This is a genomic window from Lentzea sp. JNUCC 0626 (genome assembly GCF_043632865.1).
Lineage (GTDB): Bacteria > Actinomycetota > Actinomycetes > Mycobacteriales > Pseudonocardiaceae > Lentzea.
Genome location: NZ_CP171635.1, coordinates 3,798,978 through 3,824,176 on the forward strand (window position 1 = coordinate 3,798,978; position 25,199 = coordinate 3,824,176).

General features: G+C 69.8%; 17 protein-coding genes. 5 read left to right on the forward strand and 12 right to left on the reverse strand.

Going from position 1 to position 25,199, the window contains the following annotated elements; translation table 11 throughout:
* Nucleotides 1-134: 134 nt before the first annotated feature.
* The 4 genes from JNUCC0626_RS16130 to JNUCC0626_RS16145 all read left to right on the forward strand — a co-directional run bounded on the left by JNUCC0626_RS16130 (nt 135) and on the right by JNUCC0626_RS16145 (nt 5,981).
* The gene (locus tag JNUCC0626_RS16130) at nt 135-2,192 is read left to right on the forward strand and encodes a hypothetical protein (protein ID WP_394620573.1); all 2,058 of its coding nucleotides are present in this window, start codon (nt 135-137) and stop codon (nt 2,190-2,192) included.
* Nucleotides 2,193-2,266: 74 nt separating this feature from the next.
* The gene (locus tag JNUCC0626_RS16135) at nt 2,267-2,821 is read left to right on the forward strand and encodes an EF-hand domain-containing protein (protein ID WP_394620574.1); all 555 of its coding nucleotides are present in this window, start codon (nt 2,267-2,269) and stop codon (nt 2,819-2,821) included.
* Between the two features lies 1 nt (nt 2,822).
* On the forward strand, nt 2,823-3,539 hold the full coding sequence (locus tag JNUCC0626_RS16140) for a GNAT family N-acetyltransferase (RefSeq protein WP_394620575.1): 717 nt from the start codon (nt 2,823-2,825) through the stop codon (nt 3,537-3,539).
* A gap of 51 nt (nt 3,540-3,590) precedes the next feature.
* Nucleotides 3,591-5,981, forward strand: coding sequence for an ATP-binding cassette domain-containing protein (locus JNUCC0626_RS16145; protein WP_394620576.1), 2,391 nt, complete (start codon nt 3,591-3,593; stop codon nt 5,979-5,981).
* A gap of 4 nt (nt 5,982-5,985) precedes the next feature.
* Here the strand turns inward: JNUCC0626_RS16145 and JNUCC0626_RS16150 are convergent, their stop codons facing one another.
* Nucleotides 5,986-6,402 (reverse strand): SRPBCC family protein, encoded by a 417-nt coding sequence (locus tag JNUCC0626_RS16150; protein WP_394620577.1) that lies wholly within the window; start codon nt 6,400-6,402, stop codon nt 5,986-5,988.
* 174 nt (nt 6,403-6,576) lie between these two features.
* On the reverse strand, nt 6,577-7,710 hold the full coding sequence (locus JNUCC0626_RS16155) for a Glu/Leu/Phe/Val dehydrogenase dimerization domain-containing protein (protein ID WP_394620578.1): 1,134 nt from the start codon (nt 7,708-7,710) through the stop codon (nt 6,577-6,579).
* Between the two features lie 93 nt (nt 7,711-7,803).
* Here JNUCC0626_RS16155 and JNUCC0626_RS16160 point away from each other — a divergent pair, with 93 nt between their 5' ends.
* Nucleotides 7,804-9,288 carry an APC family permease gene (locus tag JNUCC0626_RS16160; protein ID WP_394620579.1) on the forward strand — a complete coding sequence of 495 codons (1,485 nt, stop codon included), beginning with the start codon at nt 7,804-7,806 and terminating at the stop codon, nt 9,286-9,288.
* Here the strand turns inward: JNUCC0626_RS16160 and rho are convergent.
* The 10 genes from rho to JNUCC0626_RS16210 form a co-directional block, all read right to left on the reverse strand.
* Nucleotides 9,269-10,294: a transcription termination factor Rho gene (gene rho / locus JNUCC0626_RS16165; protein WP_394620580.1), complete on the reverse strand. Its 1,026-nt coding sequence runs from the start codon at nt 10,292-10,294 to the stop codon at nt 9,269-9,271. The two genes, JNUCC0626_RS16160 and rho, sit on opposite strands and share 20 nt — an antisense overlap.
* A gap of 240 nt (nt 10,295-10,534) precedes the next feature.
* Complete coding sequence (locus JNUCC0626_RS16170; protein WP_394620581.1) at nt 10,535-15,517, reverse strand: NACHT domain-containing protein; 4,983 nt, start codon at nt 15,515-15,517, stop codon at nt 10,535-10,537.
* A 51-nt stretch (nt 15,518-15,568) separates the two neighbouring features.
* Nucleotides 15,569-17,173, reverse strand: a complete 1,605-nt coding sequence (locus JNUCC0626_RS16175; protein ID WP_394620582.1) for a thiamine pyrophosphate-binding protein — start codon at nt 17,171-17,173, stop codon at nt 15,569-15,571.
* Nucleotides 17,170-19,155 carry an acetate--CoA ligase family protein gene (locus JNUCC0626_RS16180; protein ID WP_394620583.1) on the reverse strand — a complete coding sequence of 662 codons (1,986 nt, stop codon included), beginning with the start codon at nt 19,153-19,155 and terminating at the stop codon, nt 17,170-17,172. The genes JNUCC0626_RS16175 and JNUCC0626_RS16180 overlap by 4 nt, the downstream gene beginning before the upstream one ends.
* A complete protein-coding gene (locus tag JNUCC0626_RS16185) occupies nt 19,152-20,318 on the reverse strand; it encodes an acyl-CoA dehydrogenase family protein (protein ID WP_394620584.1) in 1,167 nt (388 codons plus the stop codon). Before JNUCC0626_RS16185 ends, JNUCC0626_RS16180 begins: the two co-directional genes overlap by 4 nt.
* A 259-nt stretch (nt 20,319-20,577) precedes the next feature.
* On the reverse strand, nt 20,578-20,931 hold the full coding sequence (locus JNUCC0626_RS16190) for a GntR family transcriptional regulator (RefSeq protein ID WP_394620585.1): 354 nt from the start codon (nt 20,929-20,931) through the stop codon (nt 20,578-20,580).
* A gap of 71 nt (nt 20,932-21,002) precedes the next feature.
* On the reverse strand, nt 21,003-21,320 hold the full coding sequence (locus tag JNUCC0626_RS16195; protein ID WP_394620586.1) for a hypothetical protein: 318 nt from the start codon (nt 21,318-21,320) through the stop codon (nt 21,003-21,005).
* Between the two features lie 16 nt (nt 21,321-21,336).
* A complete protein-coding gene (locus tag JNUCC0626_RS16200) occupies nt 21,337-22,479 on the reverse strand; it encodes a nickel/cobalt transporter (protein ID WP_394620587.1) in 1,143 nt (380 codons plus the stop codon).
* Between the two features lie 225 nt (nt 22,480-22,704).
* Nucleotides 22,705-23,724, reverse strand: a complete 1,020-nt coding sequence (locus tag JNUCC0626_RS16205; protein ID WP_394620588.1) for a tetratricopeptide repeat protein — start codon at nt 23,722-23,724, stop codon at nt 22,705-22,707.
* 13 nt (nt 23,725-23,737) lie between these two features.
* Complete coding sequence (locus JNUCC0626_RS16210) at nt 23,738-25,084, reverse strand: DUF4331 domain-containing protein (protein ID WP_394620589.1); 1,347 nt, start codon at nt 25,082-25,084, stop codon at nt 23,738-23,740.
* Nucleotides 25,085-25,199 lie beyond the last annotated feature (115 nt).

Sequence of the window (25,199 nt, forward strand, 5' to 3'; positions counted from 1 at the left end):
GTGAAGTCGTTGACACGAACAGGAGAACCGATCGCGGCCGTCCTCAACGGAGAGTGAGCAAGGAGTGAACTCCGTGCGGTGACAAGCACCCGCAGGCGTGCCAACCTGTGCCGACCCCGACCGGAAGGCGTGGCATGCGTGTCCCGATCCTCATCGCCGTCGTGCTGCTGGTGCCGCTGTTCACGCCGGGGCCACCGGTGGCCGCGGCCGAGGTGTGGCGCACCCAGTTCGACGAGGCGGTGTACGGGGACGTCGCGGTCGTGGGCAACTCCGTCGTGACGTGCCCGACGGCCGAGCAGGCGGGACCGCACCCGAAGTTCCCGCCGCAGTCCTGTGTGGACGCGCTGGACCGCAGGGGTTCCGGGCTGTCCGCGCTGAACAACGGCCACCGCATGTCGTGGCTCGACGCGGACACCGATCCGGCGACGTACAACTCGTCGACCGCCCAGCTCACCATCCCTGACGGCGCGTCGATCGCCTACGCCAAACTCGGCTGGGCGGGCAGCGCCACCTGCCGCGACGGTGTAACCCCACCCGGCACCCCCAGGGACCCCGTCACGTTCAACGGCACCCGCGTCTCCCCCGCCACGTTCACGATCGACGCGCCGGACGACCTGGCGCACACCGACAACGCCTTCTACAGCGCCGAGGCCGACGTCACGCGGGCGCTGACGAGCGGCACCGTGACGGTCGGCAACGTCTGGGCGCCGCAGGGGTTCGACTGCTTCGGCGGCTGGTCGCTCACGGTCGTGTGGAAGTTCGCCGGTGCCACCGCCGCCGCGCCCGCCAAGCGGCACGTGGCGGTGCACGGCGGACACGTCCGGCTGCCCACTCAGAAGCCGGTGCTGACCACGCCGATCGCGCCGACGCACCCCACGGGCGGGGTCATCCGGATGGGGATCACGGCGTACGAGGGCGACTGGGCGACCGACGGCGACCAGATGCTGGTCAACGGCTTCCAGGTCGGCGGCCGCAACGCGTTCACGTCGTTCGCGCAGGGAGCCCCGCACCCGAACAACATGAGCGTCGACGCGCGGGTCGTGACCGTCGGCGAGAACGTCCTCAAACCCGGCACCAAGAGCGCCGAGCTGGGGTTCAAGCGGGCCGACGACGCGTTCCTCGTGCAGAGCGTCGCGTGGTCGTTCCCGCTGCCCGAGCTCACCCTCGCCGTCGCCCCGGAGAGTCCGGCCGCGCACGCCAAGGAGACCGTGACGCAGACCGCGACCGTGACGAACGTCGGGGACGCGCCCGCCGCCGACGTCACGGTGTGCGGGAAGCAGGTCGGCACGATCGCGCCGCGCGCGACGGTGCAGCAGGCCTGCACGACCACGGCCGCGGACGACGACTACCCGGCAACGGTCGCGGTCAGCGGCACGAGCCTCGCGGGCGATCCACTGGCGGCACAGATTGCCTCGACCGTGGACGTACTGCACCCGGCGTTGCGCGCGACCACCACCACCGACCCGATGACCGCGGTGCCGGGGCAGGCGGTCACGTTCACGACGACCGTCACGAACACCGGCGACACCCCGCTCTTCGGCCTCACCGCGAAGACGGGTGCCCCTTGTAACCCCATGCAGGGTCAGCTCGACCCCGGTGCGTCGTCCACGGTGGACTGCACGGCACCGGCCGGCGACGAGAGCGGCGCGCTGACCGCGACCGTCACCGCCGCGGACCGGATCGGCGGCAAGGTGGAGGCCACGGCGTCGGTGCAGGTCAAGGTGATCTACCCGCGGCTGACGATCACCGCGGCCTGGTCGAAGGACCGGGCGCGCGACGGCGAGGAGATCACGGTGACCGTCACCGTCGGCAACCCGTCCGACCTGCGGATCGCCGACGTCCGGGTCGAGGGCGAGCCCGCCGCGTGCCGCCGCGCGTTCCCCGCTCTCGAACCACGGCAGCGCGTCACCTACACGTGCCTCGCCACAGCCCCGTTGAACTCGCGGTTGACGGTGTCCGGTGCCGGCACGAACGTCGCCATCGGCGAGAGCGCGCTGGTGCGGGTCGAGTCGCTGTCCGCCCCGCTGCCACCCCTGCCGGAACCCCCGGCGCCGGACGTGCCGCAGCCGCCGAAGCCCGTCGCGCACGTGGAACAGGTTTCGAAACCTGCCGTCGGCGGTGTCGCCGCGGTGATCGGGATGATCGGGATGGTGGTCGTGGCCAGCGCGTTCTCCGGTCTCGGGCGTCGCTGAACACCGGGCGAACGACCCGGCACAACGTGAACCCGGGCGTGTCGTTTCGGAGCCGGATGCGGTAGAAGGGTCGTGTGGAGATCACCGCCTTCCTCGAACGCAAGCTCGCCCGCCGGTTCCGGACCTACGACACCGACGGCGACGGCTTCATCGAGCGGGAGGACTTCACCCAGGCGGGCGAGCGCACCACGAAGGCGTTCGGGCTGGCCCACGACGACCCGAAAGCCGTGCGGTTCCACGGAATGCTGCTCGGGCTGTGGGAGCACCTGGTGTCGGTGACCGACCAGGACCGCGACGGCCGGATCAGCGCCGAGGAGTACCAGAAGGCGTTCGCGAACGGGTTGCTGGAGACACCCGAGTCGTTCGACGAGGGCTACGTGCCGTTCCTCGACGCCGTGATGGCGGTGGCCGACGAGGACGGCGACGGCAGACTCACGCTGGAGGAGCACGTGAAGTGGACCGGCGCGTTGATGGGCCTGTCCGAGGGCGACGCGCGCGGCATCCACGACCTGCTGTCCGACGAGGACGGTCTGCTGTCCACACAGGCCTTGCTGGCGGCGATCCGGGAGTTCTACTTCTCCGAGGATCCCGCCGAGGCAGGCAACTGGCTGCTGGGGTCGTTGGACTGACGTGCTGCTCAAGACGCTGCAGGAGCACGCGGCCCGCGCCCAGCCCGCCGCGCACGTCGAGGAGGCGGGCGGCTGGTGGCTGCGGCACTCCCCCGGCGACGCCTGGTGGGTGAGCGCGGTGCTGCCGCACGACCGCGAGGACCGGGTCGCGCGGGCCGAGGAGTTCTGCGCCGAACGCGGCGCGCAGGTGCGGTTCCAGATCACGCCGGGCGTGTGCGCGGAGGACCTCGACGAGACGCTCCACACCAGGGGTTACACCCGGGGTCATGACATGTCGCTGCAGATCGCGTCGACGGCGGACGTGCTGCGGCAGTCCGACTCGGACGCGGGCGAGGTGACGGTCCGGCCGACCGACGAGTGGCTCGCGGCGTGGCAGGCGGTGACGACGCGGGACGTCAGTGCCGAACGCGACCTGCTCAGCCGCGTCGAGCACCCGTCCGCCTACGCGTACGCCGAGGTCGACGGCCAGGTCGTGGCCGTCGGGCGGGCGGTGACCGAACAGGGCTGGGCCGGCGTGTTCGGCATGGCGACCCTTCCGCACGCACGCGGTCAAGGCGCCGCACGGTCGGTGCTCGCCGCGTTGGCGTCGTGGGCGGCCGCGCGCGAGGCGAACCACATGTACCTGCAGATGGAGAAGGCGAACACCACGGCGTTCCGGCTCTACGAGCGGACAGGGTTCCGCGAGGTGTGCACCTACCACTATCGAATTCGTGGATGACCAATCACGAATCAAGAAGCACGAGCGAGGCGCGCGAGTTAGTTTTGCGCCATGACCAGGACGGCACCGCACGACGCGGACACCCACGACCTGATCCGCGTGCAGGGCGCGCGGGTGAACAACCTCCGCGACGTCGACGTGGAGATCCCGAAGCGGCGGCTGACGGTCTTCACCGGTGTCTCCGGCTCGGGCAAGAGCTCGCTGGTGTTCGGCACGATCGCCGCGGAGTCGCAGCGGCTGATCAACGAGACCTACAGCGCGTTCATCCAGGGCTTCATGCCGACCCTGCCGCGCCCGGAGGTGTACCTCCTCGAGGGCATCACCACGGCGATCCTGGTGGACCAGCAGCGGATGGGCGCCGACCCGCGCTCGACCGTCGGCACCGCGACCGACGTGAACGCGATGCTGCGCATCCTGTTCAGCCGCCTCGGCGCGCCGCACATCGGTGGCCCGCAGGCGTTCTCGTTCAACGTCGCCTCGATCTCCGGCGCGGGTGCCGTGACGATCGAGAAGGGCGGCCAGAAGGTCAAGGAGCGCCGCGAGTTCTCCATCACCGGCGGCATGTGCCCGCGCTGTGAGGGACGCGGGCAGGTGTCCGACATCGACCTGACCGAGGTCTACGACGAGTCGAAGTCGATCATGGAGGGCGCCATCAAGGTGCCCGGCTACAACGTCGACAACCAGTGGACCGTGCAGACGTTCGCGCAGTCCGGGTTCATCGACCCGGCCAAGCCGATCCGCAAGTACACCAAGAAGGAACTGCACGACTTCCTGTACCGGGACCCGATCAAGATCAAGGTCAACGGCATCAACCTGACCTACGAGGGCCTGATCCCCAAGCTGCAGAAGTCGATGCTGTCGAAGGACCGCGAGGCGCTGCAGCCGCACATCCGGGCGTTCGTGGACCGCGCGGCGACGTTCGGCACCTGCCCCGACTGCGGCGGCACGCGGCTGACCGAGGCGGCGCGGTCGTCCAAGATCAAGGGCGTGTCCATCGCGGACCTGTGCGACATGCAGATCACCGACCTCGCCGACTGGATCCGCGGGGTGAAGGACAAGTCCGTGGCGCCGTTGACCGACAAGCTCGCGCACACGCTGAACTCGTTCGTGGAGATCGGTCTCGGCTACCTGTCGCTGAACCGGCCCGCGGGCACGTTGTCCGGCGGTGAGGCGCAGCGCGTGAAGATGATCCGGCACCTCGGGTCGGCGCTGACCGACGTGACGTACGTGTTCGACGAGCCGACGATCGGGCTGCACCCGCACGACATCGAGCGGATGAACAACCTGCTGCTTCGCCTGCGGGACAAGGGGAACACGGTTCTCGTCGTCGAGCACAAGCCGGAGACGATCGCGATCGCGGACCACATCGTCGACCTCGGCCCCGGTGCGGGGCGCAACGGCGGCACGATCTGCTTCGAGGGGTCCCTCGAAGGGCTGCGCAAGTCCGACACCGTGACCGGGCGGCACCTCGACGACCGGGCGTCGTTGAAGGAGCTGGTGCGGGAGAAGACGGGTGTGCTGGAGATCCGCGGCGCGTCCGCGAACAACCTGCGCGACGTGGACGTCGACGTCCCCCTCGGGGTGCTGACCGTGGTCACAGGTGTGGCCGGGTCGGGCAAGTCGTCGTTGATCCACCAGTCGCTGCCGCGCGACTCGGGTGCGATCGTGGTCGACCAGACGCCGATCAAGGGATCGCGGCGGTCGAACCCGGCGACCTACACCGGCCTGCTGGAGCCGATCCGCAAGGCGTTCGCCAAGGCCAACGGCGTGAAGCCCGCGCTGTTCTCGGCGAACTCCGAGGGCGCGTGCCCGAACTGCAACGGCGCCGGTGTCGTGTTCACCGACCTCGGGATCATGGCGACGATCGAATCCCCTTGCGACGTCTGCGAGGGCAAGCGGTTCGACCAGGCCGTGCTGGAGTTCAAGTTCGGCGGCCGCGACATCTCCGAGGTGCTCGCGATGCCCGTCGCCGAGGCCGTGGAGTTCTTCGGTTCGGGCGAGGCGAAGACGCCCCCCGCGCACGCGATCCTGCAGCGGCTCAACGACGTCGGCCTCGGCTACCTGTCGCTCGGCCAGCCGCTGACGACGCTGTCCGGCGGTGAGCGGCAGCGCCTGAAGCTCGCCACGCACATGGCGGACAAGGGCGGCGTCTACGTGCTGGACGAGCCCACGACCGGTCTGCACCTCGCGGACGTCGAACAGCTCCTCGGGCTGCTCGACCGGCTCGTCGAGGCGGGCAAGTCGGTGATCGTGATCGAGCACCACCAGGCCGTGATGGCGCACGCCGACTGGATCATCGACCTGGGCCCCGGCGCCGGGCACGACGGCGGCAAGGTCGTGTTCGAGGGCACGCCCGCGGACCTGGTGGCCAAGCGGTCGACGCTGACCGGCGAGCACCTGGCCGACTACGTGGGCGCGCCCGCCCGTCGCAAGAAGCGCTGAGCCGTTACTCGGCCGCCTTCTTGATGGAGGCGGCCTCGGCGGCCACGTAACGCCTGGTCATCGACCGGGTGAGCAGCCAGCCGAAGCCGGCCAGCGGGCCGGTGAGCAGCAGGCTGAGGGTGAGCCGGGTCCCGTTCTCGTGCGGTTCGACGAGGTGCTCGGCGCTGATCGTCACGCCGGGCGACTTCGACACCCACGTGAACGACCGGTTCTCCGTGAGTTCCGTGACCGTCCACACCGCCTCGGACAGCTTCGGCTGTTTGAGACGGGTGCGGGCGCCGACGTGCAGAGGACCGTCGTCGAGGCGTTCTGCGGTGGTCACGGTGGGGATGTGCTCCGGCCACCGTTCGACGTCGGCGAGCACCGCCCAGACGCGTTCGGGCGGTGCCGCGATCGTGGAGATGTTCTTGAGGCCCGGCATGCTTCCGGAGTCTAGTGCCGCGTCAGCCGACCTCCGCCGCGTCTTCGCCGCTCAGCGGGCCGCCTCGCGGCACCGGCCCCGCGCCCCGGTACAACCAGTACAGGGACGCGGGGCCGGCACCACGCTGCGACCGTCTGAACGCCGAACACGGGGCAAAGGCCGGCTGACGCGGCACTAGAACCGCTTTTCGATCTCCTGCACCGCTTTCCCGGCGATGTTCCTGGCGGCTTCCCGCGGCGAGGTGCCTTCGGTGAGGACCTTGGTCGTGAGCGCGCGCATGCTCGTGCGGATCTTCTCGAACGCCGAGTCGGCCGTCGGGTCGATGTCGCCGAACAGGGTCCACCACCACCAGGAGTTGGTGGCGGAGTTCGCGACGACGTCCGGGATGATCAACGCGTGGATCTCGGCTTCGGCCTCCTGGGTCACCGGCATGTTCGCCGCCTCGACGATCAGCTTGGCGTTGACCTGGTGCGCGTTGGCGGCGTTGATCGCGTAGCTGGTGGCGGCGGGGACGAGGACGTCGGCTTCGATCGTGAGCCAGCTGTCGCGGTCCCGTTGCCGGTCCTGCGCCCGGAGCTTCGTGCGGTCGATGGCGCCGTGCGCATCCCTGGTCAGCAACAGGGTTTCGACGTCGAGGCCGTCCGGGTTCGCGACGACGCCGTGGACGTCCGCGAGTCCGACGACCTTGACCCCGGCCTGGGCGAGGTAACGCGCGGTCGCGCCGCCCATCGAGCCGAAGCCCTGCACGAACGCCGTGGGGTTGTCCAGGTGGAGATACTCAGCACCCGTCAGTGCGGCCTGGGCGACGCCGTAGCCGCCGACGAGTTCGTCCAGGCTGACGCCGTCGACGGTCACCGCGAACGCGTCCTTCAACCGTTGCCGGGCTTTCTGCTCGTCGTCCAGCAACGGGTAGACGGCCTGGATGGACGACTGGAGCCCGATCTTCGCGATGGCCTCGTCGATCGTGGACTGCCGCAGCCCGAGGTCCTCCCCCATCGTCCAGAAGCGTTCGATGTAGGGGGACATGGCTTTGAGGTACGCCGTGAGGACGTCCTTCGCCCTCGGGTCGTAGGGGTCGAAGTCGATGCCGCCCTTGGCACCGCCGAGCGGGACGTACTTCGCGTGCGGGTCGTAGTTGAGGGCTTCCTTCGCGGTCATCCCCTCGGCCAGGCCGCGCACCTCGTCCATCGTGCAGCCCGCGCGCATGCGCAGTCCCCCACTGCTGACCCCGCGCACCAGCCGGTCGATCACGAGGTAGCCGCGCGCCTGCGTGGCCGGGTCGGTCCAGGCGACCTGGAGATAACTCATCGAACACACCCCCTTGACTTCAGCGTATGACCGCGGTCACATAGGCCGTCCCGAATAACTGACTGGCGAATCAGTTAACCATCTGGAGGGCCCGTGAGCGAGGTACAGCCTCTCAGCGGAAACTGGCTCGACGAACGCACGCACCTGCGCAAGTCGCTGCGCCGCACGGACGTGACGTTCTACCTGCTCTGCACCCTCGTCGGCCTCGACACGATCGGCAGCGTCGCCGCCAGCGGGCCCCAGGGGCTCGTGTGGATGGTGATCCTGGCGGTGGTGTTCTTCCTGCCGTACGGGTTCCTGACCACCGAACTCGGCACGGCGTTCCCGGTCGAGGGTGGGCCGTACGTGTGGACGAAGCTCGCTTATGGACGGCTCGCGGCCGGCGTGAACCAGGTCCTCTACTGGCTGTCCAACCCGTTGTGGATGGGCGGGACACTGGCGATCATCGCCGTGACGACGTTCGAGACGTTCTTCCTGCCGCTGGGCGTGGTGGGCAAGATCGTCGCGGGCCTCGTGTTCATCTGGATCGGCGTCGCGGCCGTGGCGGCGTCGCTGCACGTCGGCAAGTGGGTGCCCATCGCCGGTGCGTACGCGCGCATCGTGCTGCTGGGGTTCTTCATGATCTCGGTGGTCGTGTACGCGGTGAAGAACGGCGTACAACCGTTGTCCGGCACCGACTTCATCCCGACCTGGTCCGGGTTCGTGGTGCTGGTGCCCGTACTGATCTTCAACTACGTGGGCTTCGAACTGCCGTCCACCGCGACCGAGGAGATGACGGATCCGCAGCGCACCGTGCCGTTCGCGATCCTGCGCGCCGGCGTCTCGGCGTTCTTCCTCTACGGTGGCCCGATCCTCGGCATCCTGCTGGTGGTGCCCGCCGCGCAGATCCAGGGGCTGGGCGGGTTCATCGACGCGGCCAAGCAGGTGCTGACCGTCTACGGCGGCTCCGTGGCCGCGGACGGGACCGTCACGCTGACCGGCGCCGGTGCCGTGCTGGGCAGCGTGTGCGCGGCCGGACTGATCATCGGCGTGCTGACGTCCGGTGTCTCGTGGGCGATCGGTGCCCACCGCGCGCAGGCCGTGGCGTGTGCCGATGGTGCCGGGCCTGCGTATCTGGGCCGGCTCTCCGAGAAGCACGGCACGCCGATCCGCGTGAACGTCCTTTCGGGAGTGTTGGCGTCCGTGGTTCTGGTGACGGCGTTGAACCTCACCGGCGGCGACTCCGAGAAGTACTTCACCGCCGGGCTCGCGCTGGTCATCTGCACGACGTTCATCAGCTACCTGCTGACGTTCCCGTCGATGCTCGTGCTGCGCCACCGGATGCCGGACGTGGACCGCCCGTTCCGGGCGCCTTTCGCCTGGCTGGTGACGATCCTGACGACGGGCCTGGTGGCGTTCACCGTCGTGGTGCTGATCTGGCCGTTCGAGCTGCCGTCGGCGTTCGAGGGGCAGCGGACCGAGTACACGCTCTCGCAGGTGGTGCCGCTGCTGATCGTGATCGGCATCGGTTTCCTGTTCTACGCCTTGGGTTCCCCGACCCGGGAGCGCGACCGGGAACTCACCTCGACATCTGCATGAGGAACTCCGCGTTGCTCCGGGTCTTGCGCAGTCCGTCGACGAGCACGTCGATCTCCCGGTCTGCCAGGGCCCGGCGCACCGCGTCCATGATGGCCATTTCCTGGGGCGACACCAGGAGTTCCGCCTTGCGCGTGCTCGACTGGACGAGGTCGATCGCCGGGTAGATCCGGCGCTGGGCGGCCTTGCGGTCGAGCTTGAGCTCGGCGTTGCCGGTGCTCTTGAGCTCCTCGAAGATCGCCGTGTCCGCCAGCGACCCGGTCTCCACCAGCGCGGTGGCGAAGATCGTGAGGCTGCCACCGTCCTCGATGTTGCGTGCCGCCCCGAGGAACTGCTTCGGCGGCGTCAGCGCCCTGGCGTCGATGCCACCGCTGAGAATCCGGCCGCCGTTGGGCTGCGCGAGGTTGTAGGCCCGGCCCAGCCGGGTGAGCGAGTCGAGCAGGATCACCACGTCCTGGCCGTCCTCGACGAGCCGCTTGGCCCGTTCGACCGCCAGTTCGGCGACCCGGATGTGCTCGTTGGGATGCTCGTCGAAGGTGGAGGTGAACATCTCCCCCGGGATGGTCGTCCGCATGTCGGTGACCTCTTCCGGCCGTTCGCCGACCAGTGCGACGATGAGGTGCACCTCGGGGTTGTTCTTCGCGATCGCCTGCGCGATCTGTTGCAGCACAATGGTCTTGCCTGCCTTGGGCGGCGCGACGATGAGCGCCCGTTGCCCCTTGCCGACCGGCATGACCAGGTCGATCGCCCGGCTGGTGAGCTCTTCGGGATCGTGCTCCAGCCGCAGCCTTTCGTTGGGATAGAGCGGCGTGAGGTCCTCGAACCGAGGCCTCTTGTGCGGCGCGCGCCCGTTGACCGTGTCAACGCTCACGAGCCTGTCGTTCTCGGCCTCCCCGCTGATCCGGTCGCCGCGCCGCAGGTCGAACTGCCGCACGAGCGCCTGCGGAACCTGAGCCCCGCCAACGAGAAATGCCTTGTTGTTGCGTACGTCGAGTACACCGATGTCCATCGGTACTGTCCTTTCAGGAGGGTTGCTCGAATTGCGCCTCGTCGACTCCGCTCGCAGGGCCCCTGTGGCCGTGCCGATTCCGGAGGAGAGCGCTTCGAATACAGGTCCGCCAGCGTGAGAAACTGGAGGGTCTTCGCTGCGGATCTCGGATGGTCCAGCAGCTGAGCCGGTCCTACGTGCGCTGAGCCGCGCACCGCCGGTATGAACGAACCATAGCAGAGAACGTCAACCGCGCACGTGTTATTCCGAGCACGTGTCCCTCAACCGGACCAGCAGCGCCCGCGCGTCCTCCCGCATCAACGCGCTCCACAACGCCAGATCCCGCGCCGCGTTCTGCCTGACGTGCCGCGCCACCCGTTCGTCCCACGCCACCGACCGCGCCACCACAGCCGCCCACTCCCGCTGGTCGTGCCGCAGGCCCACCGCCACCCTCGCGCACCGCATCCGCACCACCGGGTCGCTCTCACTCGCGGCCAGCGCTCGCAACGACTCCACCGCACCCAGCCGCTTCAACACCTCCACTCGCCGCACCGGGCCGGCCAGCGCCGCAAGCTCCGTGAGCGTGGCCATCACCTCCCGCCGCGACGTCCGAGCCGCCTGCAGGAGCGCCACCGCCGCCTTGGCCCGAACCAGCACCGGCAGCCCGTCGTCCGCCATCATCACCCGCGCGATGGCCGCCGCCTGCTTCCGCCCCATCTCCCCGAACTTCAGCAGGTGCCCAACAGACCGAACCCGCAACGCAGGACGCACAGCACCGTCCATCGCTACCTCCGCAAGCACTCGCACGCCGGCAACGCGGTCCTCTCTCGTGCAGGTCCTGAGCACTTCCGCCGCCCGCGTCCGCTCGACCAACTCGCCCGTGTCCCTGATGCGGCGCAGCGCTTCGATGTCCTCACAGGCCATGAGCCCGTCAATGCGATGCAGCCACGACGACGCCCCATGCCACACCTCACTCGGCACGGCGACGTTCAGAGCGCTGAGCACCTGGGCTGCCTGCCACCGATCTCGCTGCGACAGACTCACGTCCAAGGCCTCGTCGCGCACCTGCCACCACTGCGCCTCGCCCATCCCGGCGAGCGCCTTCCGCGCGAACCAGCCCTGCTGCCGTTCGAGCACCGCGACAGCCTCAGCGTGGTAGGTGAACGAGACGCCCAACAACGCGACCGCCGCACGAACACGTTCCCGCTTGGACGTTTCGGGCGCGGCGATGACATCGCGGATCTCCGCCACCGCCTCGTCGCGCAACGGCAGATCGTCCCACTGGTCTGCGACCGGCACCCGGTGCTCGATCGAGATCGACCTGATGTGCAGCCGCGTACGTTCGAGATCCGTGCGCACCGTCCGGTCCAACGTGGCAACGAGCGGCTGCCAGTCCTCACCCAGGACGTCAGGCCCGTGCAGGACCTCGATCACGGCCCGCCGGTACCGGTCCGAGCGCGGGCGGAGCAGGGTGTCCAGCTGCCGCAACGTCTTCGCTCGCTCGGCCGCGGCAACGCCGGGATCCACCGCCAACCGCCACAGGGCCTCGGTCGAGAACGACCAGGTCCTCCTGTCCAGCTTGGCCAACGCACAGGCCGCCTGTCCGCGCTCTTCGACCGGCACATCGGCGTCGTCCAGCACAGCACGGTGGAAGGCGAGTGCCTCCGGTGCCGCGAGACTGAAGTACGCCGCTTCTCGTGGGCTGTGCCCCAGCGTCGCATCCCGCGCGATCCGGTGAAGTTCGTCCGCGTCCCCGAGTGCGGTGGCCGCGGAAATGCGCTGGGCCACCGCCGTTGCACCGGAAGCCAATTGGACACGGAACCTCTCGCTCAAGTCCACACCGGACGAAAGCAGGTCAACGACCAGGATCTGCAACCGTTCGAAGAAGAAGTACCTCGCGGCGGACGCGACCAGGTCCGCCGCGAACTCCAGGTGATCAGGCGCGAGCCGGACCGCCGCCTCCGCGCGCTGCGCGGGATCGGCGCCGGGGAACTCGGCCAGGCGCCGCAGGGCCGCCACCGTCTCCGGTTCTCCGCTGTGGCCGAGCACGTGCAGTGCCTGGAGCGCGCTCCACCTGCGCTCGGCAGAGATGCGGCTGTCGCCGAGCACGGTGTGCAGTGCCCGAGCCAGCTCCCCGCGCGGTCCGGGACCGTTGCTGGAGTGGTAGGTGACGATGTAGACGAAGTCGGTGATCATCGGCTCACCTGTGATCATCCGACTCAGCGCGGCGGCGGACTCGCGGTCGAACCGGGCTGCCAGCACGCTGAGCCCGCTGGCAGCCGTGATGCGGGCGCGCATGGAGCGGCTGCCGTCGCGGACAGTCGCCCGCAACACCTCGACCGCCTCACCCACCCGCGCACCGTCCAACCGCGCCACGGTCGCCGCGAGTGCCTGCATGACGTCGGAGTCGTCCGACCGGGGGTGTTCCAGCAGCGCTGCGAGCGCCTCGTCACTCACTCCAGTGCGAGCCAGTTCGTAGAACGCCCGTGGTTCCTCGGACCACATCTGCCGGAGTCGCGCGATCGCTTCGGGGTGGAAGTCCGGCCCGGAACTGATCAGTGTGCCCGCAGCCCGGCACCGCACCTCGGCGGCGACCGCGTTCTCGGCGAGGAGATCGCAAAGTTCGGCGATCGCGCGCGCTCGATGCGGTTCGCCGAGCCGGACCAGTTCGTCGAGCACTGTGACGTGGTCGTGGGAGTAACGCGGCGGGCTGGACGCCAGCAGGGCCTCAGCCGCCTCATTCCGGTACGCGGGTCCGACACGACCCAAAGCCGCGGCGGCCCGCGCGATGTTGTTCCAGTTCTGGTGGCGCTCGGAGAGCATCGTCCTCAGCTCGGCCAGAGCCGCATCACGTTCCTGCTGGTGGGTCACCATGCCCCCGAGCAGGATCGACTTTCCAATCGTACTGCCCGAGTTCGCGGCCATCGTGGCGAGCAGCCGGCCTGCGGTGCGGCGATGCTGCGCCCCCAGTTCGCTCAACGCCCGTGCCGCGCTGTTCTGCTCTCCCCCGAACAGGCGGCGGTCGGTGACGCGCTCGGTGAGCACGGCGGCTGCCTGTTCGAGGTGCGCAGGGCTGATCGACGCCAGCCCGAGCGCCGCGCTGTCCCAGCAGTGCGCGGTTCCTGCCGCACCGCGCAGGACCACCAGGAAGTGATGCGCGCAGAAGTCGGCGAACTCGGGGCTGATCTCCAGCAGACCTGTTGCAGCTTCCGCGATGTAGTCCGGACGTGAGTCCTCATCGGACAGAACGCGGACGAGCGACTCAGTCGCGAACCCGCGTGCCGCACCCTCGAACGCCGCCAACAGCACTGCGGCAATTCGTATGGATGTGCCGTCGGCGTTCGGATCGGCGAGCACCTCGCGCAGGCCTCGTTCGGCGGCGTCACGTTCGTGGGATCCGCACTGCGCAAGCGCTTCCGCGGCCTTGAGCCGGTCGCTCACCAACGCCCGCGGCTCGTCCACCAACTGGCGCAGGAACCTCGTCGCCTCCGCGCTGTGCGGGCCGCGCACCCGGATCGCCAGTGCGGCAGCGCATTCCGCCCGTGACCGGGTCGGGGCGTCGCTCTGATGCATCACGCCGCTCAGCCACGGCACGAGGTCGGGGTAGCGGGTCGCCCGGGTCGCCTCGCTGAGGATCTCGGGTGCGTCGGCGTGCGTGGTCATCGCCCAACTTCGCACCGTGGCGAGGAACGACTCCGGTGAGGCGGGCAGGTGGTGGGCCAGCAGGCGGGCAGCCAGCAGGTGCTGGGACGCATCGCCCTTGTGCAGCCAGGCGAGGAGGCGGTCGGCTTCGGCAGGGTGCAGGCGGGCGTGGTGCAGCAGGACGGCTCGGGCGAAGCGGCCCGACTCGCGGGCATCCGCTGCGTGCAGCACGTCGGCGAAGGCGTCCGGGCAGAACTCGGCCGGGAGTTCGCGGGCGCGCGAGGTGGCGGCCAGGTGTTCGGCGAAGCTCTGGTGCAGGAAGTGGAGGTCGTCGCCGCGCAGGATGAACGGGCCCACCGAGAGCAGGTAGTCGGCCAACTCCTCGGGCCACACATTGTGGCCGACGAAAGCGCGTGCGGCGGGCAGCAGCGGGAGTTCGGTTTCGAGCCTGACGCGCGCCAGGTGTTCGAGGAGGTTCTCGCGGTCGAAGCGGTCTGGTTGGTCGCGGCGGATGTGGGCCAGGTAGGTGTCGTAGAGCGAGTACTGGTTGCCGGGCAACGGGTCTGCGCGGTACTCGCCGTAGATGATCGCGGCGATGGTGGCCAGGAGCGGGACCTGGAGGAGTTCGTCGAGGTGGGCTTCGCGGATTTGGCGCAGGAAGCGGTCGGCGTCGTCGTCGGGGAACCAGTTGGTGGCGAAGCGGCGCAGGGCCGTGGCGTCGAAGGGCTGGATCTCGTAGCGGACGGCGTGGACGCGGTGCAGGGCGGCCAGTGCGCCGCCTTCGGTGGGGCGGGTGGTGAGCAGGAGGCGGTACGCGTCGTCGGAGGCCCGGGAGGCCAGGGCGTTGACCAGGCGGAGGCGTTGGTCCGCGTCGGAGACCTCGTCCAGGCCGTCCACGAGCAGGAGCCAGCGGCATCCCATCGGGCGGGTGGTGAACAGGTCCTGGTCGACGGGTTCGAGCAGGAGTTGGCCGTATTCGGCGGCGGCGCTCTCGGCCAGTGCCTGGGCGAACGGCAGGTCCAGGCGGGCGGCCAGGGCTCGGGCGGTGATGCGCAGAGGCACCACGGGTTCGGTCAGCGGGGCCGTGTCGGTGCGGGTCTTCCAGTGCTGGGCTATGTCGGCGGCCAGGCGCAGGGTCAGGGTCGACTTGCCGAGGCCGGGGCCGCCGGTGACGACCAGGTGGTCGTCGGTGTCGAGAGCGGTGCTCATCGCTCTCGACGGTGGGCGGACGGTGATGCGCACGGCCGGGCGGGCCGGGGTTTCGAGCAGCCTGCCGTCGTCGTCCAGGACGGGGCCCTGACGGGGTGTCTCGGGTTCGTCGACGGTGTTGCCGAGGTCCTGGCGGACGTAGACGGTGTCCAGTGACGGTTTGCGGGCGCCCGGCAGGCGGTACGGGGTTTCGTGCGCGGCGTGGAGTTGGGCCCACAGCAGCGACTTGATCTCCGGCGGCGGTTCGGGGGCGTCGGTCCAGGTCGTCGGCGGGTCGTGGGCCACCCTTGGGGTCTTGCCCGGGTGGACGTGCACGTCGCCGTGGATGTGCTGGGCCTGGAACACCGTGCCCGTGACGTCACCCGTGCCGAACCCCAGGTCGTCGCGTGCCATCCCGGGATGATCCCACGTCGTGCAGGGCCGTTTTTGGCCAAAACAAGGACGTCAGGCGCCTGCCAGGTCTCCGGTCACGTGGATCACCGTCGGGCGGTCCGCGGTGAACGACTTGCGCAGCGCCGTCGTGAGCCTGTCCTCGTCGTCGACGGTGACGCCGTGGCAATTGAGGCCGTGCGCCACCTTCACGAAGTCGACGCCGGGGAGGTTCACGCCGTGCACCGGTTCGCTGCGGTCGACCATCTCGCGGCGGATCTCGCCATAGCCGCCGTTGTCGGCGACGATCACCGGCAGCGGCAGGCGTTCCTGGGCCGCGGTCGCGAGTTCGGCGAGGGTGAACATGATGCCGCCGTCGCCGTGCAACGCCACGACCTGGCGCTCCGGGGCCGCCATCTTGGCTCCGATGGCCGCCGGCAGGCCGTAGCCGAGGGTGCCGAAACCCGTGGGGTACAAGAAGCTCGCCGGGCGGTCGAGCCTCAGGTTGGACAGAGCGCCGTAGTAGCAGGCCATCGCGCTGTCGCCCGCGATGATGGCGCCGGGAGCCAGGGCGTCGGCCAATGACCCCACCAGGGGTAGCCATGGGGTGCCTTGGGTTCTGGCCTGTGCGGTGAAGAGCTGGCGCCAGCGGTCGGCACGGGCGGTGTCGACGGTGGCGGCCGGGTTGCCCAGGCGTTGGTTCAGCTCCGCGACCGTGGCCTCGGCGTCACCCACCAGCGGGTAGTCGGGTAGGGCGTTGGTGATCATCTGGGCCGGGTCCACGTCGACGCGGATCAGGTCGCCGGGGAACGTCAGCGGGCCGTTCCAGAGGTCGGTGGAGGCCAGTTCGGTGCCGATGGCGAGGACAGCGTCGCACTCGGCCACGAAGTCCGCCACCGCCTCGTGGTGCAGGCCCGCGCCGATGGACAGGGGGTGGTGTTCGGAGACGATTCCCTTGCCGTTGGCCGTGGTCACGACCGGGGCGCCCAGGCGTTCGGCCAGCAGCGTGATCTGCTCCGCCGCGGCCTTGGCACCGCCGCCGATGATCATGCCCGGTGCCACGGCGGCGTTGAGGCGCTTGGCAGCGGCGGCGATCGTCACGGCGTCGGCCGGCGGATGCGCGAGCACCAGAGGGGGTACCTCTACAACCCCGTCCAGGGCATCAATCAGGTCCAGCGGGATTTCCAGGTGGGCAGGCCTGGGACGGCCCGAGGTCATGTGCGCGAAGGCCTGCGCCACCGCCAGGGGGATCTCGGCGACGCTCTGGACCCGGTTCGAGTAGCCGATCACGGCTTCGAGCGCGACGCTCTGGTGTCGCACCTCGTGCAGGGTGCCGTTGCCTCGGCCGGGGTGCCGCAACGGCATGCCCGGCGAGATGAGCAGGACGGGCACCGAGTCCGAATAGGACTGCGTCACGGCGGTCATGGCGTTGAGGACGGCCGGGCCGCTGGTGGTGAGGCAGACGCCGGGTTTGCCGGTCACGCGGGCGTAGCCGTCCGCCGCGAAGCCCGCGCCCTGCTCGTGCCGGGGCGTCACGTGCTTCACGTCGTGGTCGGCCAGCGCCCGGTAGATGCCGAGGTTGTGGGTGCCGGGGATGCCGAAGACCAGTTCGGTGCCATGGGCCACCAGGGCACGCACCAAGGCGTCGGCGCCGCTGAGGCGAGGTGGGGTCGTGCTCATGCCACGCGTTGTCCGCTCGTGTCGTTCGCTTCGCTGGAGGGGATGATCAGCGCGTCCACCGCCAGGACGCCGTCCGGGCCCACGCGCACGGGGTTGAGCTCGATCTCGGCCAGGTCCGCTCTGGCCGCCAGCGTCTCGGAGATCTGGGCGATCACCTCGGCCAACGCTGCCACGTCGACCGGCGGGGCGCCACGCGCGCCTGACAGGAGAGGGGCAGAGATGAGGCGTGCCAGCATGGTCATCGCCGTGGCGGGGGTCACCGGGGCGAGTTCGACGGCGGTGTCCCTCAGCAGTTCGGCGTGGACACCGCCCGCGCCGACGAGGACGACCGGGCCGAACGAGTGGTCGCGCTTGGCGCCGATGATCAGCTCGACGGTGTGGTCGCGCCCGTCCATCTCCTCCAGGACGTACGTGCCCGGTCCGAGCCTCGCGCGCATCTCGTCGAACGCCGCCGCGGGGTCCGCGAGGTTGAGCCGCACGCCGCCGTGCTCGCTCTTGTGCGCGAGCCAGTCGGCCTTGAGCGCGAACGGTCCGGTCAGCGGTGTGGCCGTCAGGTCGGCGGCGGACGTCACGGCGTGGGCCTGCGGGAACCGCACGAAGTCCAGCAGATCGCGGGCCGCGAGGTATCCCGGCCGGTACGCGGTGGTGGTCGTGGCCCGGGGAATCTCTGCCGCGACGTGCCTGTTCAGGCGGTGTGCGTTGCCCAGAGCGGCCATCGCGCGTTCGATCGTGTGCTGGACGGGAACGCCGCCCGCGCGCAGCACCCGGACGGCGGCGGAGTCCGCGCGCATGCTGTGCACGAGCACGGGCACGCCGGTTTCCCTTGCCAGCGCGCAGATCCTGGACGCCACGGTCACCTCGGCCGCCTCCAGCGACGGGGTGTCCTCGCCGTAGCTGCCGAAGTACCCGGACAGCACCACGGTGTCGATCTCACCGCCGCGCGCCAGCACCTCGACGGCACGCGCGTAGTTCCCGAGGTCCTGCTCCCCCGCGCCGGCGAGGTCGATCGGGTTGCGCACGGACGCTCCAGCGGGCAGACCGTCCACAGCGGACAGCTGCGGCACCGCGAGACCCTCCGCCACCGCGAGGTCCGCCGCGATCGCGCCCTGACCACCCGAGTCGGAGATAACCCCCACCCTGCCCCCACCCGGCACCCCAGTGGTCAGCACGGACGCCAGGTCGACCAGGGCCGCAGGCGTCGTCACCCGGACCGCGCCCACCCGGCGGCAGGCGGCGTCCACGACGTCCAAAGAGGACGTGAGCGCACCGGTGTGCGTGCGTGCGGCCTCCTGAGCGGCGAGCGAAGAGCCGACGGTCAGCAGCACCACCGGTTTCCCGGCCGCGCGCAGCTCCGCCATGACCGCCAGGATCCCGGGGCCGAAGCTCTCCAGGTACAACCCCACGACGGTGGTCAGATCGTGGGACACCAGGTCCCGCAACGCTTCCGCGGCCGTCACGTCGGCCTGGTTGCCGACCGACACGAACCTGCTGACGCCGATCCCCGTCGTGGCCGCGAGCCCGGCGATCTCCAGCCCGACCTGCCCGCTCTGCGACACCACCCCGAGCGACCCGGCCTGGAATCGGCCCCACGCGAGGTGCAGTGACGTCGCCGCGTCGAACACACCCAGGCAGTTGGGGCCCAGCAGGCGTGCACCCGCCTCGCGGATGCGGCCGACGACCGCCTCGTCGATGCCGGCGGGGATGCCGACGAAGCCGCGCACGCCAACGGCCAGCGCCTCGTCCACCACGGCGGGCACGTGTGCGGCGGGCACGGCCAGCACGACCAGTTCGGGAGCCTCGTCCAGTTCGGAGAGCGAGCGGACCGTGGGCCGTCCGAGCACGGCGCCGCCACCGCGGTTGACCAGGTGCACCGCACGGCGTTCGTGGCCGTCGAGGGCACCGCGCGCGAGCCAGTGCCCCCACTTGGCGGGGTCGTCGCTGGCGCCGACGACGGCGACGGACGCGGGATCGGAGAAGATCATCTGACACCGAGGCCGCGGGAGATGATCAGGCGCTGGATGTCCGAGGTGCCTTCCTCGATCTCCTCGAGCTTCGCGTCGCGCATCCAGCGTTCGACGGGGTATTCACGGGAGTATCCGTAGCCCCCCAACGTCTGCACGGCGGCGTGCGTGCACCACATGGCGTTCTCGGAGCCGACGAGCTTGGCCATCGCCGACTCCTGCGCCACCGCCTGGCCGTCGTCGTAGAGCGTCGCCGCCCGGACGGTGAGCAGGTGCGAGGTGTCGACGCGGGTCGCCATGTCCGCGAGCCGGAACGCCACGGCCTGGTGCTGGATGATCGGCTTGCCGAACTGCACGCGTTCGGTGGCGTACGCGGTGGCGAAGTCCAGTGCGGCGCGGGCGAGTCCGGTGGTGGCGGCGCCGATCAGGATCCGGGAGGCGTCGAAGGTCCGCATGAGTCCCGCGAACCCCTGCCCCTCCTCGCCCAGCCGGTCCGCGACGGGCACGCGCACGTCGTCGAGGAACACCTCGGCGTTGACGATCGCGCGCTGCCCCATCTTCTGGAACGGCGGCCCGACCGTGAGCCCCGGCGCGGACCGAGGCACGACGAAAGCCGTGACACCACGGGACCTCAGCGCCGGATCGACGGTCGCGAAGATCACGAACGTCTCGGCGTACGGCGCGTTGGAGATCCACGTCTTCTGTCCGTTGAGGACGTACTCGTCGCCCTCGCGCCGCGCCGAGGTCTGGATGCTCGCCGCGTCCGATCCGCTGCCGGGCTCAGTCACGGCGACGGCGGTGAGCGGCGGGGTCGTTCCGGAGAGCGGCGTGAGGAACCGTTCCTGCTGCTCGGGCGTGCCGAGGTGTTCGATCGGGGCGCTGAAGAACCCGTTGGAGGTGACCAGGTTGCCGATGCCGATGTCGCCGTGGCACAGCTCCTGCTGGATCAGCACCTGGGTGAGCAGGTCGGTGACGCCCCCGCCGCCGAACTTCTCCGGCAGCATGAACGACGTCAGCCCGAGCGCCGCCGCCTTCTCCCACACGTCGAGCGGCGATTCCGTGTCCGCCTCGTCGACGGCACGCCCGCGCGGCCGGATCTCGCGCGCGGCGAACTCCCTGGCCAACTCGACGAACTGCTGTTGCTCGGCCGTGAGCCGCAGGCCGTCGCGGACGGTCCGCCCCATCTCGCACCCCTAAATTGACTGACGAATCAGTTATTCACGATCCACGGGGCAGCCTAGCTCTGTCAAGACGCCTCATGAGGTTCGCGAACGGGTGACTACCAGGGCGGATGCGATCACTCGCCTGGAGCAGCGGGGCAACTCGCGGTACGACGGGCGACGCACACGGCTTCGTGATCACGCCGGCGGAGGGCGTGATCACGGTGGTGACCTATGTGGAACGTCGCGGTTCTCAAAACCGCGCTATACCCGGAAGAGTGATCTAGGTGCGCAGCGCCGCGCGCACGATCTCCAGCGCCTCCTGCGGCGCGAGCCCCAGCTCCGCGGACATCGACGCGTAGTGGGCAGCCGCCGCACGAACGCGTTCGCGGTTGCTGTCGCCGTTCGCGCTGACCACCGTGCCGGCCCGGCCCCGCGTCTCGACGAGACCGGCTTCTTCCAGCTCACGGTAGGCGCGCGCCACCGTGTTGACCGCCAGACCGAGGTCTTTCGCCAGGGCCCGCACCGTGGGCAACTTGGCGCCCACGGGCAGCTCCCGGTTCGAGATGGCGTGTGCGTAGTGCACGCGCACCTGCTCGTACGGAGGTGTGTCCCCCTGGTGGTCGATCTTCACCACGCCGCATCCTCCCCGCATGTAGCTACTTCTGTATTGACCAACGGGAGAAGGCGGCGGAGGTTGCGGTCAATTCAGCGCAGATTCTTCTGCTCCGCCCCCATCCGCACGTACAACTCACGCCAGCCCTGGTCGGCACCGGTGGCGGCTTTGCCGTCGCAGTACGGCTTCGCACCGTTCGAGGTGTAGTAGCGCAGGATCGACAACGACACCACGGTGTCCCAGTTCCCCTCGTCGAGGTACTCCTCCCCCGGCGTCTGCTCCTGGTGCTTCATGCAGGAGATGTCGGTCTGCTGTTCGTCGTCGAACTGCGCGGTGGCCGCGGGCGGTGCGCTGCACGCAGCAGTGCACGCGGCGAGCGCGAGGACGGCCAGCACGATGAGCTTCTTCATGGTCTCTTCTCCTTGTTCATCCGGCCAGCGCACGGGTGGCGAGGCCGAGGCCGACCAGCGTCACCAGGGCTGCGGTACCCAACGGGGTGAAGTTCGTGAGGCTGCGGAAGCGAGCGAGTTTCGGGCTCAGGCGGGGGCTCAGGCGGTCGCGCAGGGAGACCAGCAGGAGGCCGGCGGCGGTGAGGGTCGCGGCCATGCCCAGGCCGTAGGCGAGGACCAGGAGGACGCCGAACCAGGTGCGGCCCAGGGCGATCGCGCCGAGGAGGACGACCAGGGCGGACGGGGACGGCACAAGGCCTCCGGCGACGCCCATGCCGATGAGGCCCGCACGGCGATGGCGGCGCTTACGCCCGTGGCCGTGCCCATGCCCATGCCCGTGGCCGTGGCCGCGTGTGTGGGCGCTGTCGTGTGCGTGCCCATGGCCGTGTCCGTGGTCGTTCGCACCGCGGCCGCGCGACCTCAGCGCCGAGCGCAGCAGCACTCCCCCGACCACCGCCACCAGCAGGCCGCTCACCACCCCCAGCCACCGCAGCACCGACTCCCCCGCGATCGCACTGGACGCGCTGATCAGCAGCCCCAGCACCAGAACCCCGGCCGTGTGGGTGACTGTGACGGTGGCGCCCACCAGGAACGCATCGCGCCGCGTCCCCCGTGAGCCCGCCAGGTAGGCGGCCATCAGGGTCTTGCCGTGGCCGGGCAACGCCGCGTGCGACGCCCCCAGCACCAGCGACAGCAGGATCGCGCCGATTCCCACGACCGGGGTCAGGTCGCCCACGAAGCCGACCGCCGACCTGGTGGCATCGCCCAGCACCCCAGGTGGGGTTACGGGTGACCCCTCACCCGGTTGGGACACGAAACGCACGGCTCGCACGTCCAGCGGTGACGAGAGCAGGTCGTCCGGGTAGGTGCGCAGTTCGTTCGTCACGGACTCGGTCGGGGCGCCGGACACCGACACGTCGACGCCTACGACGGTGATCTCGCGCCAGCCCGGCTTGTCCTTCAGGTACGAGTCGCTGAACGTCACCTCCACCTCGCCGCGTGACGGCAAGAACGCGGTGTACTCGCAGGTCAGGCGCATGGTCGGCAGGCCCGCCTCTCCGGGAGGGCGGACCACGTCGGCGTCGCGCACCTCGAAGGTCAGCGGCTTCTCGTCGGCCATCGCGGCCAGCGACTTCGCGCGTTCCGTGCAGCGTTTGCGGGGGGTCCACGAACTCGCGGTCCTGCAGGGTGGGGATCTCCGCACTGTCCACAACGGACCGGAGTTCGATGCGGTCGGCGAACACGCGCAGGCCGTCGTAGTGGTTCACGCTCAGGTTGCTCAGCGGGTGCGCGGCGGCCACGCCGGCGGTGGCCAGCAGCGCGAAGAGCGTCAGCAGGAAGATCCTCATCGCAGGCTCCCCTGGATCGCGGCGCGGTGCCGCAGCACCGACGGGTCGCGCCAGCCACCGGCCACCGCGCGGTCCGAGTACGGCAGCGCCTCGGCCGAGCGCTTGTTGACGTGCAACGCCCACGCCAGCGCGTCGGCCGTGAACACGGTCTGCCGCTTCGCCCACTCCTTCTCGGCGAAGCGCAACGCCTCGACGGGATCGCCGTGGTCTGCGGAGATCAACGCCGCCGTCAGGTCGTCGCCGCCCAAGCGCAACTGCTGCAACGCGAGGTCGTACTGCGCCCGCGCCTCGGCACCGCGGCCCGCCGCGTCCAACGCCTCGCCGTAGCGGACGAGGTGGTCCGGCGACGGCGCCTTGGCCACCAGCGACTGCAGGGTCTCCAAAGACTCGGCCCGACCGGCCAGCCGGTCCAGCAACGTGCGGCAGAACGCGATCTCCTCCGCAGACGACGCGGAGTCCACAGCGCGTTCCAAGGCACCGCGCGCCTCGTCCAACTGGCCGCGCAACTCGAAGTGGTACGAGGCGCGGGTGAACGACGCGACGCCGGGACGCAGGTCCAGCATCCGTTGCAGCGCAACGGAAGCACCGGCATCATCACCGAGCTGGGTCAGCGCGTCGACCAGCACCCCGTAGCCAGGAGCGGAATCCGGCGCAGCGGCGACCGCGCGCTGACCCCACTCCCGAGCCTCAGCGAACTCGTGCCGGGCGTTCGCCAACGCACCACGGCCGACATAAGCCTCGCCGTTGCCGGAAGGCTTGAGCCGCAACGACTCGGTCAGAGCTTTCTCGGCACGGGCGTAGTGCTGCGGGTCGAAGGTCACCCGCGCGAGCTCGACGTGCACCACACCGAGCTGGGCCCAGGAAGCCGCGTCCTGGGGTGTGCGGCGGAGCTTGGCCTGCAACGACTCGGCGTTGCGCACCAACGAAGAGGGCTGCTCCCCAGGGACCGCCGCCTGCGGCGAAGCGCAGGCGGCGGTCGTGAAGAGGGCAGCCAGCAGCGGAAGAAGTTTCCACATCTGGATGCACCCCTCAGCGGGAGTTGACGGCCCGGTTGCTCGGCAGGCCGACGTACGGGAAGCGGTCACCGAAGCGAACGTCGTTGCCGTTCACCCGGTCACCCTTGGCGAGCGCCGGCACGAGCTTGCCGGTCAACGCCGCTCCGACCACGGCCTGGATCGAGATGTCCACGACGTCGTCGGTGAGTCTGCGCCCGTTCGGGAACCCCTGCAGGTCGCCCGCGAGCACGCCGAGGCGGTTCGGGTCGCGGGTCACCGGCGTGGACATGTTGAGCCGCAACATCTCCGCCGGCTGGAACTTGCGCGGGTTCACGTCGGCGTTGTTCAGCTGCGAGTTGAGGTCGGCCTTGATCGGGCCGCCCGCCTTCGTGGTGATGCCGGTCAGGAAGATCTCCACGAGGTCGTTGCGCGGCGTCTTCGGCGCGGGAATGCCGTAGATCGCCTGGATCAGCCGCGCCAACTCGGGATCGTTCACCCGGTCCAGCAACGCCTGCACTCGCGCGTCCCCGACCGGTTCGAGCCCGTTGAACGCGTCCTTCAACGGAGCGGACGACACCACCTCGTTGACCAGCGGATTCCCCAAACGCGACACCTGCACGAAGTTGCCCTGCGGCGTCGCCTTGCCGGGGTCGAGCTTCAGCGTGCGGCGCTCGGTGTCGCTCCACACGCCGATCACCGGGTTGCGCTTCGGGTCGCCCTTCAACGCGAGCATCGTCTTCGGCACCTGCAGGGCGATGGTGTTGACGTTGTACCCCATCAGGGTGTCCTGGTTGACCTCCTTCAGGTTCCCGCCGTACAGCAGGTCGAACACCCGCAGGTCCAGGAAGAACGAGTCCTCGGACGGTCCGACGTAGACCTGCCCGCCACCGGGGATCTTCACGGTCGCCTGGTCCCGGATCGCCCGGAAGTCGGGGAACGACGCGGGCCCGGTGTTCGACGGCGCCGCCCGGCCACCGCGCACCAACGACGTCGTGCGCCCGGGCTCGATGAGGTCGATGTTGTAGTTCTGGCGGAACAACAGGTTCTCGTCGTTGATCGACGTCACGGGCCCGTTGTTGTAGAGAAACGTGTTGCTGCGCCGGTCATCCGTGGTGAACGTGATCCGGAACGTCTTGTCCGGCACCGCGTCGCCGTCCGCGTCGACGTTGATGTCGTACCGGGCGTCGGTGGCCCACGGGTAGTAGTTGGGGCCGCCGTTGGGTTCCTGCAACCCGAACCAGTTCGCGATCACCGTGACGGTGTCGGGTCTGTTCGGGCTGGTGAAGGCGTACACGTCGGTGTTGTCGACGGCCGGGTCGGCCGCGATCAGCGGTGCCTCGCGGTGACTGGACGCCTGCGCCGCCGGAATCGCGGCGGCCACGGCGACGACGGCCGCGGCGATCGCACCCCGGCGTAATCGCTGCTTGTGCTACTTGGCATGGTCCTGCTCCCTTCCCACGGCGGGGATTCGAAGCAGGACGCCAACCGGTTCGGAC

Excerpts from the sequence above, each read along its gene's own strand:
- JNUCC0626_RS16130 (WP_394620573.1), top strand. The coding sequence starts at position 135 with ATGCGTGTCCCGATCCTCATCGCCGTCGTGCTGCTGGTGCCGCTGTTC.
- JNUCC0626_RS16145 (WP_394620576.1), top strand. The coding sequence starts at position 3,591 with ATGACCAGGACGGCACCGCACGACGCGGACACCCACGACCTGATCCGC.
- JNUCC0626_RS16175 (WP_394620582.1), bottom strand. The coding sequence starts at position 17,173 with ATGAGCACGACCCCACCTCGCCTCAGCGGCGCCGACGCCTTGGTGCGT.
- JNUCC0626_RS16205 (WP_394620588.1), bottom strand. The coding sequence starts at position 23,724 with ATGTGGAAACTTCTTCCGCTGCTGGCTGCCCTCTTCACGACCGCCGCC.
- JNUCC0626_RS16180 (WP_394620583.1), bottom strand. The coding sequence starts at position 19,155 with ATGATCTTCTCCGATCCCGCGTCCGTCGCCGTCGTCGGCGCCAGCGAC.
- JNUCC0626_RS16200 (WP_394620587.1), bottom strand. The coding sequence starts at position 22,479 with ATGGCCGACGAGAAGCCGCTGACCTTCGAGGTGCGCGACGCCGACGTG.
- rho (WP_394620580.1), bottom strand. The coding sequence starts at position 10,294 with ATGGACATCGGTGTACTCGACGTACGCAACAACAAGGCATTTCTCGTT.
- JNUCC0626_RS16195 (WP_394620586.1), bottom strand. The coding sequence starts at position 21,320 with ATGAAGAAGCTCATCGTGCTGGCCGTCCTCGCGCTCGCCGCGTGCACT.
- JNUCC0626_RS16170 (WP_394620581.1), bottom strand. The coding sequence starts at position 15,517 with ATGGCACGCGACGACCTGGGGTTCGGCACGGGTGACGTCACGGGCACG.
- JNUCC0626_RS16185 (WP_394620584.1), bottom strand. The coding sequence starts at position 20,318 with ATGGGGCGGACCGTCCGCGACGGCCTGCGGCTCACGGCCGAGCAACAG.
- JNUCC0626_RS16155 (WP_394620578.1), bottom strand. The coding sequence starts at position 7,710 with ATGAGTTATCTCCAGGTCGCCTGGACCGACCCGGCCACGCAGGCGCGC.
- JNUCC0626_RS16150 (WP_394620577.1), bottom strand. The coding sequence starts at position 6,402 with ATGCCGGGCCTCAAGAACATCTCCACGATCGCGGCACCGCCCGAACGC.